The organism is Holdemanella porci (genome assembly GCF_019052655.1).
Taxonomy (GTDB): domain Bacteria; phylum Bacillota_I; class Bacilli_A; order Erysipelotrichales; family Erysipelotrichaceae; genus Holdemanella; species Holdemanella hominis.
Map to the genome: position 1 here is coordinate 1 of NZ_JAHQVB010000020.1, position 16,396 is coordinate 16,396.

The 16,396-nt window shown below is 42.8% G+C and carries 8 protein-coding genes; all 8 read right to left on the reverse strand.

From position 1 onward, the window contains the following. Positions 1-20: 20 nt before the first annotated feature. The 8 genes from KTQ83_RS05265 to KTQ83_RS05305 all read right to left on the reverse strand — a co-directional run bounded on the left by KTQ83_RS05265 (position 21) and on the right by KTQ83_RS05305 (position 16,389). Positions 21-251 (reverse strand): DUF5688 family protein, encoded by a 231-nt coding sequence (locus tag KTQ83_RS05265; RefSeq protein WP_244975782.1) that lies wholly within the window; start codon positions 249-251, stop codon positions 21-23. Positions 252-486: 235 nt separating this feature from the next. Next, positions 487-6,768 (reverse strand): SpaA isopeptide-forming pilin-related protein, encoded by a 6,282-nt coding sequence (locus KTQ83_RS05270; protein ID WP_138344125.1) that lies wholly within the window; start codon positions 6,766-6,768, stop codon positions 487-489. Between the two features lie 69 nt (positions 6,769-6,837). Continuing rightward, complete coding sequence (locus KTQ83_RS05275) at positions 6,838-8,910, reverse strand: DNA topoisomerase 3 (RefSeq protein ID WP_117576647.1); 2,073 nt, start codon at positions 8,908-8,910, stop codon at positions 6,838-6,840. After that, the gene (locus tag KTQ83_RS05280; RefSeq protein WP_217256057.1) at positions 8,911-10,236 is read right to left on the reverse strand and encodes a CD1107 family mobile element protein; all 1,326 of its coding nucleotides are present in this window, start codon (positions 10,234-10,236) and stop codon (positions 8,911-8,913) included. It abuts the gene before it with no gap. A gap of 58 nt (positions 10,237-10,294) precedes the next feature. Next, positions 10,295-10,597, reverse strand: a complete 303-nt coding sequence (locus KTQ83_RS05285; protein ID WP_008688068.1) for a DUF4315 family protein — start codon at positions 10,595-10,597, stop codon at positions 10,295-10,297. Positions 10,598-10,639: 42 nt separating this feature from the next. Next, positions 10,640-13,456 carry a CD1108 family mobile element protein gene (locus tag KTQ83_RS12265; protein ID WP_227160568.1) on the reverse strand — a complete coding sequence of 939 codons (2,817 nt, stop codon included), beginning with the start codon at positions 13,454-13,456 and terminating at the stop codon, positions 10,640-10,642. 130 nt (positions 13,457-13,586) lie between these two features. After that, complete coding sequence (locus KTQ83_RS05300; protein ID WP_171030274.1) at positions 13,587-16,043, reverse strand: VirB4-like conjugal transfer ATPase, CD1110 family; 2,457 nt, start codon at positions 16,041-16,043, stop codon at positions 13,587-13,589. After that, positions 15,925-16,389, reverse strand: a complete 465-nt coding sequence (locus KTQ83_RS05305; RefSeq protein ID WP_055268321.1) for a PrgI family protein — start codon at positions 16,387-16,389, stop codon at positions 15,925-15,927. Before KTQ83_RS05305 ends, KTQ83_RS05300 begins: the two co-directional genes overlap by 119 nt. Positions 16,390-16,396: the final 7 nt, after the last annotated feature.

Below are 16,396 nucleotides of genomic sequence, written 5' to 3' on the forward strand. Positions count from 1 at the left end.
CATTAGAATTTAAAATTTATCTATTTTATGAGTCCTTTTTCTTGACGTAGTACCAATTCCTGGTAGAGAGAATCCAGATAGACTGTCGGTACGATTCTCTGATCTCCATTCGGAATCGTAATACCTGTCAGCTTCAAACCATTGTTTTTTTCTACTTCCTGAAGTTTAATTTCTGCGTCCTTATAAGACTCTGGCAGATACTCCTTTACATTGTCTTTGACATATTCATAAAATTCTTTTCTGTTCATCATACGCTTTTACCCCTTTCTGATCATGTGATGGTTCATTCTTTTTCTGTTGACCATCTGCTCGGATTTCTTCTGATAAGCCATCATTCTCTTTAAAGTTTTCTCCTGGTTTTTTCGTGCTTCCTGTCTTTTTTCCATTGCTTTCATCATAGTTTTCTGTTCCTTTCTGTGATATTTTTGTATGAAAAAGGGAGCCTCACATAGAAGCTCCCAATCATAACCGTTGGTTTTAGTTTCCTTATTTCCTTTTCCTGCTGATATACAGTCCTGCCATACCTCCTGTGGAGATTACAAGAAGCAGGATCGGCAGCCAGATATTCGTGCTGTCACCTGTTTTCGGTGCGTTTGATACCTTTGTCTCTTCATGGGATTGTGGTGTGTTCGGTGTTTCTGGAACTTCCGGTTTCTCATTTGTCAGATTAAAGGTAACTTCTACAACCGGTGTACTGTCATCTGCATAGGCAAATGTCACTTCATGCTTGGTCTGATCCAGTGTGTATCCGTCCAGTGTCTTTGTTTCCACCAGATAATACTTGATAGCGGTATCATATTTGCCGTTCTTAAATGTGGCAATCTCATACAGCTTACTTTCTGCATGACCGGCAGCATCTGTCTTTAAGGTTTCCAGAACTTTTCCTTTGCTGTCACGAAGTTCAAATTCTACCCCTTTCAGCGGTTCTCCTGATGATTTATCTGTCTTATTGAGAATCACTTTTCCCTTGGCAGTGTCATCTTTCATAGCTACTTTCTGGATCTTTCCAGTATCCTTTACTTCAAAACTAACATCCGATGTCAGAAGATATCCTTTCGGTGCCTGCTCTTCACGTAAGGTATATTTACCGATTGGAAGTTTTTCGATATAGTGTGCTTCCTCTGTGGAAGTCCAGCTCTCTACTACCTGATCATCCTCATCGAGAATCGTCAGTTTCGCACCTGGAATCTCAGTTTCTCCTGTGATATCAGTCTTACTGATCTCTACTTTTGTCACATCATCTTTCATCTCATGCTTCTGAACCTCTGCTGTATTCTCTACTGTGAAAGTAATACTTTCTGCAGTGACATATCCATCTGCCGGTTTTGTCTCTGTCATGGTGTATTTCTTACCAACAACCAGTTCTTTGATCACATGGGATTCTTCCGTAGAAGTCCATTCATCTACTGTATTGCCATCTGAATCCGTTACTTTCAGGTGTGCACCTGGAAGTTCTTTACCTGTTGTCAGGTCTGTTTTGGACAGCTCCACTGTGGTTGGCTGATTTTCAAAAGTAAAGTCGTAGCTTACTTCTGCCTGGTCTTCTCCGGCATATTCAAAGGTAAATTCCTGTACTTCTTCTGTTGTAACAAATCCGTCCGGCGCAAAGATTTCTTTCACATAGTATTTTCCGTCTACCGGAAGATCTGCCGTAAAAGTAATCTGTCCTTTTTCATCCGTTACCCGCTGCTCGATCAGACTGTCTTTCTCAAGGAGTACCTCGCCCTTTGCATTTTTGATATCTTCACTGGTATAAAGACCAAAGACACCACCTGCAAGAACACGTTCTGTATCTTTTTCTTTCTTCAGAACCGTAACCTTTACTTTCTGACGGGCATTCTGCCATTTCTCATCATAAGTGATGACTGGTGTGTCCTGATCACGGTAGGAAAGGTCAACATATCTCGGCTCTTTGTCCAGCACATAACCGTGAGCTGTTTTTACTTCCTTCACATAGTATTTTCCAGCCGGGAGATCTCCCATCTGTGCAATACCATTGGAATCTGTGGTAATGGTTCCTACTTTTTCATCTGCTTTGAAATAATCTTCACTGACACCATCTGCCGCTTTGATATCTTCCGCAGCAAATACATCGAAAGCCACATCTGAAAGGCTTCCGGTTACATACTCAAAAAGATGCTCCACGGTACCTTTTACATGATCCAAAAGTGTCACCTTATCCAGAAACTCTCCATTTTTGTTGATGATCAGAAGTCCTGTTGGAACTTCATCTTTCATCTCTACTTTCTGAATCTCGGCAGTATCTTCCAGTGTGAACTTCACATCCGTCGCTTTCAGATATCCATACGGTGCAATTTCCTCTCGAAGGGTGTATTCTTTACCCACAGTCAGTCGTTTGATCACATGTGGCTGATCTTTTACAGAAGTCCACTGATCCACAACATTTCCTTCTTTATCAAGAACGGTGAGTTTTGCCCCATCCAGTTCCACACCTGTTGTTACATCAGATTTTGTGATTTCAACTGTTGTCGGCTGGTTCTTTTTCACTGTTTTCAGTTTTACTGTCTTCACATCCTGCCCCTGGTAAGAAGCATCCAGATTCAGAACTTCATCAGAGGATACAAATCCCGCCGGTGCTTTTAACTCTTTCACATAATACTGTCCAAGCGGCAGATCCAGCGTACATGCTGCAAGACCATCGTTATCAGAAGTCATTTCCTGCAGAAGTGTATCTGCCTTTACAATGATCTCACCTTTCTCATTCTTCAGATCTTCTGTGTTATAGATGCCAAAGACAGCTCCTGCTACGGGTGCACCATTTTCTGCATCCTGTTTTTCTACCTGGATTGCAACTTTCTGGCGGTCATCGCCAACCATCACTTCCTGTTCGATCACAGGTGTATCCTGATCCGCATAGACAAATGAGACATCCGATCTGTCATGGTTCAGGACGAATCCTTCCGGTGCAGTCTTTTCTACCACATAGTAAGAACCAAGCGGCAGGTTATCAGCAACTGCTTTTCCGTCTTCCCCGGTCGTTACCGTTGTTACCAGTGCATCTTTTGCATAGATCAGCTGTCTGTTTCCGTTTTCATCTTTCTGATAATCCGGTGTATAGATATTTTCAGCTGCATAGACATGAAATGATGCACCCTTCAGGTATCTTTCTTCATAAACAAAATCCTTTTTAAATCCGGTCAGCATCTCACCTTTTTTATAGATCGTCAGCTTTCCTTTTACCGGATGGTTCTCGTAGTCTACCGTAATAATGGCATCTCCGCTCTCAGAATCCATCTGGTATGCTGTATTTGCATCCACCGCAATCTCTACATAGTTCTTATTGATTGTGTACCCTTCCGGTGCGTTGACTTCCTCAATCCGGTAATGTCCGATCTTCAGATTCTTCGGCATGATCAGATATCCCTGGCTGTCCGTAAAATAGGACTTGTGAGTAGTTGTCACTGGGTAAGTTGTTACCTGCTCCACATACTTCTTGTTGTCCAGGTCATATACCTTAAATTCTGTTCCGGCAATCAATACAGATTTCTTTGTTTCATCGTCTTTTTTCACGATTTTCAGTTTTGCCTTAAACTCTTCATCCAGAAGCACTCGCCAGATCTGTGGCTCGTTTGGATGATGTTCTGTGATATTCACTTCAAAATCATCGACTGGCTTGTAATTGTGCGGTGTTGTAGTTTCACGCACGATATAGCTTCCAAATGGTAATGGAATACTGCAGGCATACCCTTTTTCATCTGTGAAAATCTCAGTTGCTCCATTTTCTCTACTCACTACTGGTTTGGCAGAATCAAAATCATAGCTTCCATCTGCTTTCTTTGTAAGGGAAGATTTCAGATAAACTGTAAATCCGGCTCCGGATAACAGATCTGCATCGGTCTTTCCATTGTTGGCTGCTTTGATGATCTGAAATGGCTGTTTGATGACCTGCTCACTGGAAGTGCACTCTCTTTTTACTTCTGCTGTCATATCTCCTTCATAACTGCACACAAGATCATGCTCTTCTGTATCTGCCAGGTATCCGGTCGGCGGTGTGATCTCTTTGACATAATATTTGCCAAGATATAAACCTTTTACAGAAGACTGTCCTTTGTCATCTGTTGTAAGAGATGCTACCTGTTCTCCTGCTTTATAAATAGTTCCAGTTGCTCCGTCCGGATGCACGATATCTTCACGGGCATACAGACCATAAACTGCACCTTTCAGTGTGGCATCTCCCTGTGGTACTGCTTTTCCTGTTTCTTTATCAACTTTGAATAAATTGATCTTTGCTGTCACACGGTCATTGCTGAAGGTATGGGCAAATAATACGGTTGCTTCTTTATCATTGGTGTAAGAAAACTTGAACGTATACACATCTTCTGTATTTCTTACATAGCCTTCCGGCGCCTGATCTTCTTTTACGGAATAGGAATATCCAATCGGAAGATCTGCTGTGAATTTTGCAGTTCCATCTGCTCCAGTAGTTGCTTTCTCAATCAGTGTTCCTTTTTTCACAACAACGGTTCCGTCTGCATTTTTAATATCATCGGATGCATACAGAGCAAAAATACCGCCATTCAGTGGTTTCTTTGTATCTTTATCCTGTTTTACTACGGAAACATCTGCTTTCTGTCTTTCGTTGTTAAAAGTCACATCTGCAAATACAACTTCTTTATTCTGTCCGGCATAAGTCAGAGTCACTGGCTTTTCTTCGCTGCCGTTATAGAAATTGTCCGGTGCTTTTGCTTCTTTCACCACATAGCTTCCAAGATGCAGGTTCTTCAGTGTAACAGAACCATTCTCTCCCGTAGTCAGATTATCTTTTACCAGGTCACCTTTGCTGTACACTTTTGTGCCATAAGCAGTTACGATATCTGCCCCGGCATACACGTTATACACTGCATTTTTCTGTCTGCGGTTTTCATACTGGAATACCGTTCCATTTTCACTGACATCTGCTCCGGTAAGAACCTGTCCTTCTTTGTAAATGGTAAGCTCTGCCAGCTGTTCCTTATTTTCCACAGTTACCGATGAGGTTTTACTTGCTACCAGTTTTACATTTGTTGCCGTTGCATTTACCACATATCCCTGTGGTGCGGTGATCTCTTTCAGATAAACAGTATCCTGTGTCTTGATGATCGTAACAGAAGATTTTCCATTCTTATCTGTTGCCGGCATCTGAATGATCAGCTTTGTACAAGCCTCATCGCTGTATACACCGAACACTGCACCTGCAAGATTAACATCCGCTGTATCGTCTTTCTTTACGATTTCGATCGTAGCCTGTTCAATCCAGGACACCTTTAAGCTTACATATTTTTCATCAGCGACACCTTCTCCAAACACAAATGCCAGATCCTGAACACTTGCATTCGTAGTCAGTTTATATGCTGAATAATCTTTTGTAATACTTCCCTTCATTTTTGCAGAAAAAGTAGCACTTACATCTCTTGTCTGTGTCAGAGGAGCTGAAAGATAAAACGTGGTTCCGCCTCCAATTGTTACGCTTGCACCTGCCGCACTTACATTTCCAGTAGATACATTATAAAGCTTCACTCCCTTTGGTAAGTCCATTGTGATTTTCTGCTGGGAAGATGCATTGAACTTAATGTTCTCCGTTCTCTGAACATTTCCATCTACATAAGCTTTTACATTCGGTTTGGAAAATGACATCGCTACATCTGGTATTTCCGGCTTATTTGCACAATAATTATAGAGTTCTTTTGCCAAAGCCTCGCCTGTAGCATTTGTTCCATAGAATGCATCACTGCTTCCATTGGCATAAGATGCAGCCATGTGAATAATGATGAATCTTTTTCCTTCTGAAAAATCCGTGTGTTTATTCGCAAAAAAACTTTCGCTTCCTGCGGCATCTGTACCGTAATAACACACTTTTGCTAACGCCTGATTGTCCCCGATCTTTGTGATTGTATAATTTCCAGATCCTGGTCCTGGTTTTGCCGGCTGTACACAATACGCAGTTGCTCTGACGCTTCCGTAGCTGATATAGTACGGCTCTGTCAGATAGGTTCCAAGATTATAATCTGCATATCTATACAGAGGTCCTTTTTCGATTGTTACCTGCTGTGTACTTCTTGCTGAATAAGCCGAAACTGCTTCAAATGTTGCAATCTCTCCCTCTTCCATAGAATCAAGATCCACACCTTCGTCTCCTGCCTGTTCCAAAACATCGTGAAGCTCTAACCCGGATTCTTCATCATAGGTATCCTGATTCTGTGCCTGCTCTACTAAATCATCAAATTCATCAGCATCAATATCGGTAATTTCCGAGTCTGATTCTGAATCCTCCGCTTCTTCTGTCTGCTGTTCACTGCCAGCTGTTTCAGATTCGGTTACTGCTTCACTCCCTGCAGTTTCTGTCTGCACTTCTGTTTCTTTCTCACGCACAATCAGCTTTCGGCTGATCTGATACTTCGGATGCTCCTGATTTACCGGTTCCACATAATAGACCGCTTTGTAAGTGTCCACATGATCTGTCGTAAAATCCTCATTCTTGTCGTTCTTTGCTTCCTCAAATGTGACTTTAACCTTGTCAGCATCCTTGATTTCCAGTCCTGTGTAGTCTGATTTCACATCAAATACACTGCCTGTTTCAAGTTCATAATCTTTGGCAGTCACCACCTCCTCTTCATCCAGAAGGTCTTTCACTTCCTCATAAAGTGGCGGTTTTTCCTCTGGCTGGATCTCCGCTGCATATGCAGTCATCGGAGATAACACTGTACTAAGCATTGTCATGCCTGCCAGCAATCCAGATACTACTTTCCTAAAATTACCTTTTTTCTTCATGCTAAGGTCCTCTCTTTCATAATATTTGTATGAAAACAGACAGTCCTTAGACTGCCTGCAATACATTACTTATCGTTGTGGGAAAATCAGATTGAACTGCACATTTCCCTCGCCGGGATCAATCATTTCCACAGTTGCTTCATACTGTCTCCCTGTTTTTCTGGATACCAGATCCTTATAATGGATTTTTCCTTTAGACAGGAACTTCTTTGCTGCCGCCTTATCCATCTTTTTCCCCTGGCTTGCAAGGAATTTATCATTCTTCCATAAGGTAAAAGCACAGTTCCGGTCGGAACAGTAAAAGTTTACTTTTCCTTCCCTGACATCAGCTCCACATCGGGGACATTTGCCAATGACTTCCCCTTTTGCTTTTCCCTGAAACTGCTCTTTCTTTTCTTCTGAAATAGCCTGATATCTGGCAACCAGTTCCTGCATCAGCTCTGTAATCCCATTTAGGAATTCATCTGCTGTCTCTGTATTCTGGGCAATGTGATTCAATGCCATTTCCCACTCTGCTGTCATCTTCGGAGATTTAATCTCATCCGGCAAAACCGTAATCAGTACATTGCCATCATCTGTCGGCACCAGATTTTTCTTTTCCCTTTTCACAAAACCAGACTGAATCAGTTTTTCAATGATTGCTGCCCTTGTTGCCGGAGTACCAAGTCCTTTCTTTTCCGTATCTTCGGTCAGTTCTTCATTCCCAGCACGTTCCATCGCAGAAAGCAGGGTATCTTCTGTGTACTGTTTCGGTGGCTGTGTAAAATGTTCCGATACAAAAGAATCACAAGGACCGTAATGCTTACCTGCCCAGATATCCAGCTCCGGCTCTTCTTTCTCACTCTTTACGCCAAAGAACTGTTTCATTTTATTTTCGATTGCCTTGAATCCTTCCTGCTTTGTTTTCTTTGCCGTGAGATAAAACGTATGATAATTACAGGTAATCTGGCTTTTATGGCTTTCATAAATATAAGGATCTGCAGTTGCTGTCAGTACCCTGGCACTGATCAGATACAAAATCTTGCGGTTTCGCTCTTTCAGTTTACCTATATCTGCCTTTGCTACTTCCATGGTCGGGATAATTGCATGGTGATCAGATACTTTCTTTGAATTTAATACCTTACTCACGTCCGGTTGATATTCCAGGCTTTCAGCATAAGGCATTTCCCCAAGTAACATCTGAATCAGAGTTTCTGTGCTTTCTCCCATCTCATCTGTCAGATACTGGCTGTCTGTTCTCGGATAAGTGACAAGCTTCTGCTCATACATCTCCTGCACTGCATCCAATGTCTGCTGTGCGGTATAGCCAAACATTCTGTTAGCTTCCCTCTGAAGGGTGGTCAGATCATAAAGCTTCGGAGGGCGGACTGTTTTCTCTTTCACATCATCCTTTTCCACTTCGCACATCCGCTCCAGGCAGTCCGCAGCCACTTTATCTGCATCCTCTTTTTTCTGAAAATGCTCTGTAACTGCATCCATATCATCAAACTTGATATGAGCCATATAATATTTTTCTTTGGTAAATTCCTTAATCTTCTGATTTCGATCCACGATCATGGCAAGTGTTGGTGTCTGCACTCTTCCGACTTTCAGATTCTGGTTATACAGAACGGAAAAAAGACGGCTCGCATTGATTCCCACCAGCCAGTCTGCCTTTGCCCTGCAAAGTGCTGACTGATAGAGACTGTCATAACACGAACCGTCTTTTAATGACGCAAATCCATCTTTAATTGCCTGTTCTTCCATGGAAGAAATCCAGAGCCGCTTCATCGGCTTTTTGCATCCTGCCTGCTCATACACCAGACGAAAGATTAACTCTCCTTCACGTCCTGCATCAGTAGCACAGATCACTTCATCTACATTGGAATCTCTCATCAGTTTTTTCAAGATTCCGTACTGCTTCTTTGTTCCATCCAAAACCTTGTGTCTCCAGCATTCCGGCACAATCGGCAGATCTTCATATCTCCATTTTTTATATTTTTCATCGTATTCCGATGCATCGCATAATCCAACTAGATGTCCTACGCACCAGGAAACGATATAACCGTTTCCCTCCACGTAGCCATCTTTTCTTGTTCTGGCTCCCAGTACCGAAGCCAGTGCCATCGCAACCGATGGCTTTTCTGCAATCACTAATTTCATTTACTCCTGCTCCTCTTCTTCATCTTCCAGCACATTATCGTCAAAATCTTCATCTCTCAGGATTTCCGGTTCTGTACTTTCTTCCTGCTCATCTGCATCATCTACTTCCCGTTTTTCTGACTCTGAATCTTCGGATTCATCTTCATCCTCTTCCATCTCATCCTCGTCATCATATTCATGTTTTGGTTTATAGACTTTGAAGTAATATCCTCCTGCCGCAGCTCCGACTGCAACCAGTGCAATCAAAAGATACGTTCCAAATGGACTTTTATCTTCAGGCATCTGAATATCATCCTCTACCTTATCTTTCTCATCTGTCTCTGTCGTTTCCGGTTTTTCTTCCTCTGCTTTTTTCTCTGGTTCTGCATAAACCGTATCCACTTCCGGAAGTGTCACCGAATCAGAAAGTGTGAAGTTCATCAGATCTTTTTCACTGACTTCTGTAAGAAAATACACATTATCCTGAGATTTTGAATTGTCAATAATCAGATAGAAAATCTTACCACTCTTAGTTGAAATGGTATAAAACTCTTTTGTGCCTTCCGTAGCTGTTTTAGTAACAGAATCTGCTGTCTCGCCTTCTTTATTAAGCTGTTCCTCAATACCTGTCACTGTCCGATCATCCACGGTTCCTTTTGCATCTGTCGGCTCAGAAGCCTGTGCATCCTGCGGAAGCGGTGAAGTCGTTGTTTTCTCAGTCCCAGTTGCATCTGCACTGGTCGTGGTTGCCATTGCACCATTACTGTCAATGGAAGTTTTCTGTTTCTCTGCCTGCTTCTTTGCCCATTCATAATAAGGATTCTGTAACACATACTTTTCAGACGTATTTCCGGCACCGTCTGTTACCGTAATCTCAATCTGTTTTGTAGTAAAATCTTTCTGTGTCAATTGCACTCTCAGCATTCCATCCTTCAAGTCTGTATAAGTGGTGCCATTGACTGTTACTGCAGTAATCCCTGATACTGTATCATTCCCCTGAATCGTCAGCACACCATCTGTCAGGGAAGCAGAGAGTGTAGGCTTTTCCGTGTCATAACACTTAATAGAGCGATTCTGCTCATAGACCTTCCCCTCACCATCTGTCACACGCACATACACTGTCTGGTTTCCAGTGATCGTGATACTTCCACTTCCGGTTACATCCTGCCAGCTTCCATCTTTTCCTGCTTTTGCTTCAATCTTTGCTATTGAGAAACCTTCCGGCATATGACTGGAATCTACCGTAACAGCAATGGTTGTTTCTCCCTGTTTCCAGCCATCCGGTTTCTCAATCGTGATTGCAGGCGTGGTATTCTCAGCTGCATAAGCAGTCTGTGTCTGGAGCAAAGGTGTTGTCAGGCAAAGAAATGTCGTTGCTGCAAGCAAGCTCTTTTTTACCCTGCTTTTAGTAATTGTTCTCTTCTTCTGTTTCATTTTTTCCAGATTCATCATCGGCTTTTGTTTCCTCCTTCTGTATTTCTACCCTGCCGGGCAGTTCATTTTTCATTCTCTTTTTGAAAGCTTCCAATTCTGGAATACTCATATCCATTGCACGGATAATTCTTACAATTTCCAGATTTTCCGCTTCTGTTTTGGCAATCTCCGCAGCCTTGAAACGCTTTAAATCTGCTTCATATCTGGCTTTGGAGGCTTCCATTTTCTCTTTGGCTTTCTCATAATCCGCCGTTGCTTTTTCAAGACTTTTCATCGCTTCTCCTTTCCGGACGGCTGATACAGCCGCCCTTTTTTCTTACCATCGTCCGAATCCATAGAAATGGCTCTGCCAGTATGGGGAATTGATGGACGTATACTGCACCGGATGTCCACAATGGATCATCTGACCATTGCCTACATAGATTCCGATATGCGTTACCGGCTCCCCTGCGTCGTAAGTTCCAGTAAAGAAGATCAAATCTCCCGGCTGTGCCTCCGACTGGGATACTGGTGTACAAATGTTGTACAGTCCCTGTGCTGTTAGTCTTCCTGTATTCCTTACACCAGAGTTTGTCAGACAGTAGCTTACAAATCCGGAACAATCGAATCCACTTGGGGAATATCCACCCCACACATACGGTGTTCCGAGATATCTCGCTGCTTCATTTAACAAACGCTGTGCTGCTTCACTGGTATATTCATTGCCGCCAAAGCCTGCTCCTTCTCCAGTTTCCAGATAAAAGATCGGGTTTAACCGCTCTCCATTTTTCAGAAGTTCAATATGAAGATGGCTTCCTGTGGAATTTCCAGTATTTCCTACAAGACCTATCTCATCACCTTTCGTGACGGATGCTCCTGCAGATACACTCCGGCTGCTTAAATGTGCATACCGTAGTTCATAGCCTTTACTGTCCTTGATTACAACATAATTGCCATAGCTGTCGTTATAAGCAGAAGTTGTAACTGTTCCTGTCAGTCCTGCCATCACTTTTGTTCCTTCCGGTGCCCCGATATCCATGCCATTGTGTAACTGATTAGCTCCAGAAATCGGGTGAATCCTGTATCCATAATAGCTGGTCACACTGGAATACCAGTTAAAATCAACCGGTGTCGCAAACATCTGCAAGTTGCCTTTTGTATCGTTGTAGGCACTGAACAGTTCTTTCTGGAAAAATCCCAGCCTGTCCTGACAGATCGACATCAGATTTCCGCTGTTTAAGGTGACATTCAGCACATCTACATCTCTTGTCCTGGTCACTTCCACTTCCTGGCTTCCATTATCATCTGCCAGATAGCATTCCCAGGTCTTATGACCATGTGCGGATGCTGCCGCATGACTGTCATAATAGACATCAAACTGTACACCGTATCTTGCGAAAGCTCCGGTATCTTCTACCGTATATTCGACACCATTCATGACCACCTTTGTTCCCATTGGAACAAACGGATTGGAAGCATCTACTGCTAAGGTATGATTGGCTGTTGGATATGCTCCACTGGCAGTCGGTCCTCCACTCCAAATACCACAACAGATTGGACAGTTACAATATCCGCTTGTTACAACCTGTCCCAACGATTCTCCAACTCTTACTGTTGCTGTCTCTGTCACAGTTTCATTGACTGCTTCAGTAGTCAGATGATATTGCTCTGCAAACAATGCATCCAGTTCAGGCTTGACCTGTTCAAAAGTAAACTCCTCATACTTTGCTGACAGATAACTGATTAGGATAAACGGATCATGCTCAATAGGTCCGATGTTATATCGGTATTCCTCATGTCCCGGTTCTTCAGACTCCATGTTGTTAATCCGCTCCTGCAGATTAGCTTCCAACTGTGTATAATACAGTTCCGCTTCCCGGATTGCCTGATCCGATGACAGATAACTGGTTCCCGTGTAAGTGATCACATTTTGTAAAAATACTGCAGAGCATGACGTGACATTCGTTATAATCAGAAACATCAATCCGATCAGAACTGCCACACTGATATACACCTTCCGGTTTTCTTTAAAGAAGTTGGTGACTTTGCCGCCAATCTTCTTGATATAATCAATCGTACCTTTTGTAGCTGTTCCTACTGTCTGTTCACTTCGTTTTGCTTTGGCATAATCCCGTTTGATCTGTTGCTTCTGAATCTGTTTTTTTAGCTTCTTCTGCTCCTGACGGGCTGCCGCCTGTGTCTGTTTCTCTGCCTGTCTCTCCAGTCTGCTTCTCTTTCTGGAAGCCCTCTGTTTCCTTTGTCTGGCACTTCTCTGTTCCAGCCGGTAAATACCTTCGCAGCCTTCTTCCAACTTATGGGCACCTTCTACTGCCGCATTATCGTCTTCATTTTTACTGATCTCACGGTGCAATGCTGCGGAAGTTGCACTTCCTGCTTTCTTAACAACAAAAGCTTTTTCTGTTTTCACAGATTCCCCTTCGCCAAACTTCAGGCGGGATTTCTTCTTTCCAGAACCCTCTCCTTCATTTGCCTGATAAACCTGTGCCTTCTTGGAATGCTGCTTTGCTTCCTTTTTCTTTCTTGGTTCCTCATAAGAAAACTTTTTGGCTTTTTCCTTCTGTTTCTGATGACGGAAATTGACTCCATCCGTATCCATCTGGTTCAATTTCTCCATATCTTTGTCATTTTTCACAGAAGCACCAGTCTCTTCATAAGCAAATTTCAGACGCTGTTTCTGCTTTGGTTTCTTACTTCCACCATTCTTCTTACTCCGGCTGTCTCCTCTGTTTTCTGAAAGATCCGCACGTTTTTCTTTCAGTCTCCCTGACTGGCTGGCTTCGGATTTTTCCGCAAATCTTGATTCTTTTCTGTTCACAGCACGGATTCTTTTCCGGTTTTGTTGCTTTCTATTTTGTCCAAAATCCTCACTTTGGTTCTCCGTTCGCATCAGTTCCGGTGCATCCCTGGATTTTTGCACAGAGGGACGGATATTTTTCCCACTTCGCTTAGACTGGCGGGGAGACTTATCCACAAGGTTTTCTGCTTTTTCCCCCTGTTTTATTCCCATCTGCACATCACTGACACGGTTACTGACACGAACAGAAGATTTATCCGTCAGGTTTTCTTCCACCAGACCATCTTTGGTCATCTTCTGGACTTTCTTATCCCTGACTTTCATTCTCTGTTCTGCCACTACTTACTCCTCCTTTTTCGGATACCCTTTCCCTGCCTGTAATAAACAGAGAAAAGCGATGCCAAATACAGCACCGCCACTAAAAGTTAATACATATGAAATTGCTCGTAACATTGTCTTCTCCTTTGATTTAACCTGCTTCGGAAGTTTCCTCTAAGCGGGTTGTCATGATTTTATAGAGGGAATTCTTCGGGAATCTGTCTACGAACGGGATAATGACATTTCCATAGAACAGAAGTCCTTCCCCCTCATTACTGTTGGTTACATAGGACAGCTGGGTTGGTGAGATATTCAGCTGTTTTGCAAGAATCTGCCTGTCTCCGGAAGCCTGGTTCAGCATATAAATAAAATCTGAATTTTCAAATATATTCTCTATTTCCCTGGAAGACAATAAATCCTTAATATTCTGGGTGATGCCCGTTGGGATACCACCCCATTTACGGAATCGCTTCCAAATCTCCACGCTGTAGGCTGCAGTCTGCTCTTCCTTCAAAAGAAGATGGAACTCATCCACATAGTATCTGGTGGACTTATGGGCAGAACGGTTCATCGTTACCCTGTTCCAGACCTGATCCTGGATTACGAGCATCCCAATCTTTTTCAGCTGTTTTCCCAATTCTTTGATGTCAAAGCAGACAATGCGGTTATTGATATCCACGTTTGTCTGATGGTTAAATACATTCAAAGAGCCTGTAACATAGATCTCTAATGAAGTAGCCAGCCGCTGTGCTTCCGGCTCTTCCTGTTTTCTCAGAAGGTTGTATAAGTCCTCCAGGATTGGCATCTTCTCCGGTATTGGATCGGCAAGGTATTCCTGATATACTAACCGCACACAACGGTCAATAATCGTTTTTTCTACCGGTTCCAATCCATTCTTTCCTCCAACAATCAGCTCACACAAAGACAGGATAAAATCTGCTTTCAATGACAGCGGATTATCTTCCTCAGAATAATTCAGGTTCAGATCCATTGGATTGATATACTGGTCAGATACCGGCGAAACTCTTACCACCTGCCCATGCAGCGCCTGCACAAGTGCCGAATATTCGGCTTCTGGATCACAGACAATGATATCGTCCTCCGTAATCAAAAAGCAGTTTGTAATTTCCCTCTTTGCTGAGAAGGACTTACCGGAACCTGGTGTACCAAGAATCAGTCCATTCGGGTTCTTCAGACGTTTCCGATCAACCATGATCATGTTGTTGGATAATGCATTCAATCCATAATAAAGAGCTTCCCCTTCCTGAAACAGTTCCTGTGTCGTAAATGGCACGAAGATCGCTGTTGAAGATGTGGTAAGCCCTCTCTGAATTTCAATTCGATTGACTCCAAGCGGAATACAGGACATGAGTGCTGCTTCCTGCTGATAATCCAGCTGTTTTAAGGAACAGTTATATTTCTGTGCGATCCCCTGCACCTGGAAAATATTATTATCCAGCTTCTGACGCTTCTTTGCGGTATTCATTACCAGAACTGTCACAAGGAACATTCTCTCATTTCTGGACTGCAGATCTTCCAGCAGATTCTTTGCCTCTTCGCCATAAGTCACAAGGTCCGATGGAAGCACGTCCATATCATAACCGGAACGTACCGCACGCTTCTGCTCTTCGATCTTCATCTTATCAAGATCAGAAATCTTACTCTTGATCATCTTGATTGCTGAACTCTGATCAATGGACTGGATATGAATGTTGACATTGATGCTGTCATCCACATCCAGAAAATCTGCAAGCATCCGGTCTGTCAGCTCCGGTGCAAGAATCTGAAGGTAACTCACACTTCCCATCGTTCTTCCCATCAAAAATGTCTGATTCTTGGAAAAGTTAAAGGAAGTCGGTGCAATAAAATCTTTGGTCTTTAATCCGGTTTCCGGAAGCATCTTGTACTGGAACTTAAATGGTTCAATCCGATCCTGGTTGAACACATGATACAGAATCTCCAGCCTTTCCAGTCCATTCAAAGAATGTGCCTGTGCTCCCAGAACCTTAAAGTTATTTAAGATATCTGTTTCGATTCTTTCAAGCCTTGGTCTTGCTACCTTCAGACTTTCTGCTTCAATTCCAAAAGTGATATACTTCGTCTTTACCAGACCATTATTTCCTTTGGAAAGCTGATTTTTCAGCATAGTACGGTATTCTTCACGAATGGCATTGAAGTCATCGTTCTGATCCGGAATATCAATACTTTTCTCAAATTCTGCCACATCCACCTGCTGATTGATAAAGGACAGCTGCACACTGATGGAAGAATCAAAGTAATTTAAGAAATCACAGTAATTCTCAAATATCGTGGTCTTATCCTCATTTAAAGCCAGCTGATAATTGATGTCATAAAACTGAATCGTCTTAGAGAAAAAGGTCTTTGTCACCTGGCAGATACCATCCTGCAGCATCCGAATATACGGAATGCTCTGCTGTGCAGTTGTAGGAATGCCTTTCTGTTTCCTGCGATTCCGTTCCTGTTTCTTCTTACGCTTTTCCTGTTCTCTTTCTTTTCTGCTTTTTTTGTTTCTTCTTTCCTGACGGTTTCTTTTTTCCGCCAGAGACAGACGCTCCTGCTGAGCCTCCTGCTTTGTCTTTTTTGCCATCCGGCACACCCTCCTTTTTTACAAGGGTGGAAATCTCCTGATAAAAATTTTCTGTCTTATATGGTCTTACCGCTGGACAGATAAACTTCTGTCGAATGATATTTGCCACCACTTTTTCAAAGGGAAGCCCGTCTTTTTCATACATCGCCATGAAGAAAAATGGAAGCATGATCGTTACCATCAGAATGGCAGCAATACTGGAACCGATTGGTTTTCTCATGAACAGATAAAACGGAATCCCCACAACTGCGGCAAGTGAAAAGAAAATCAGCTGCCGCTTTGTCAGATTTAACGCTACTTTTGTTTTGACCTTGGTAAGGTCTTTTGGTACTGGTACATACGCCATGGTATGC

What these genes read in the sequence shown, in the direction of transcription:
- KTQ83_RS05305 (WP_055268321.1), bottom strand. Translation starts at nt 16,389, where the DNA reads ATGGCGTATGTACCAGTACCAAAAGACCTTACCAAGGTCAAAACAAAA.
- KTQ83_RS05275 (WP_117576647.1), bottom strand. Translation starts at nt 8,910, where the DNA reads ATGAAATTAGTGATTGCAGAAAAGCCATCGGTTGCGATGGCACTGGCT.
- KTQ83_RS05265 (WP_244975782.1), bottom strand. Translation starts at nt 251, where the DNA reads ATGATGAACAGAAAAGAATTTTATGAATATGTCAAAGACAATGTAAAG.
- KTQ83_RS05285 (WP_008688068.1), bottom strand. Translation starts at nt 10,597, where the DNA reads ATGAAAAGTCTTGAAAAAGCAACGGCGGATTATGAGAAAGCCAAAGAG.
- KTQ83_RS05270 (WP_138344125.1), bottom strand. Translation starts at nt 6,768, where the DNA reads ATGAAGAAAAAAGGTAATTTTAGGAAAGTAGTATCTGGATTGCTGGCA.
- KTQ83_RS05300 (WP_171030274.1), bottom strand. Translation starts at nt 16,043, where the DNA reads ATGGCAAAAAAGACAAAGCAGGAGGCTCAGCAGGAGCGTCTGTCTCTG.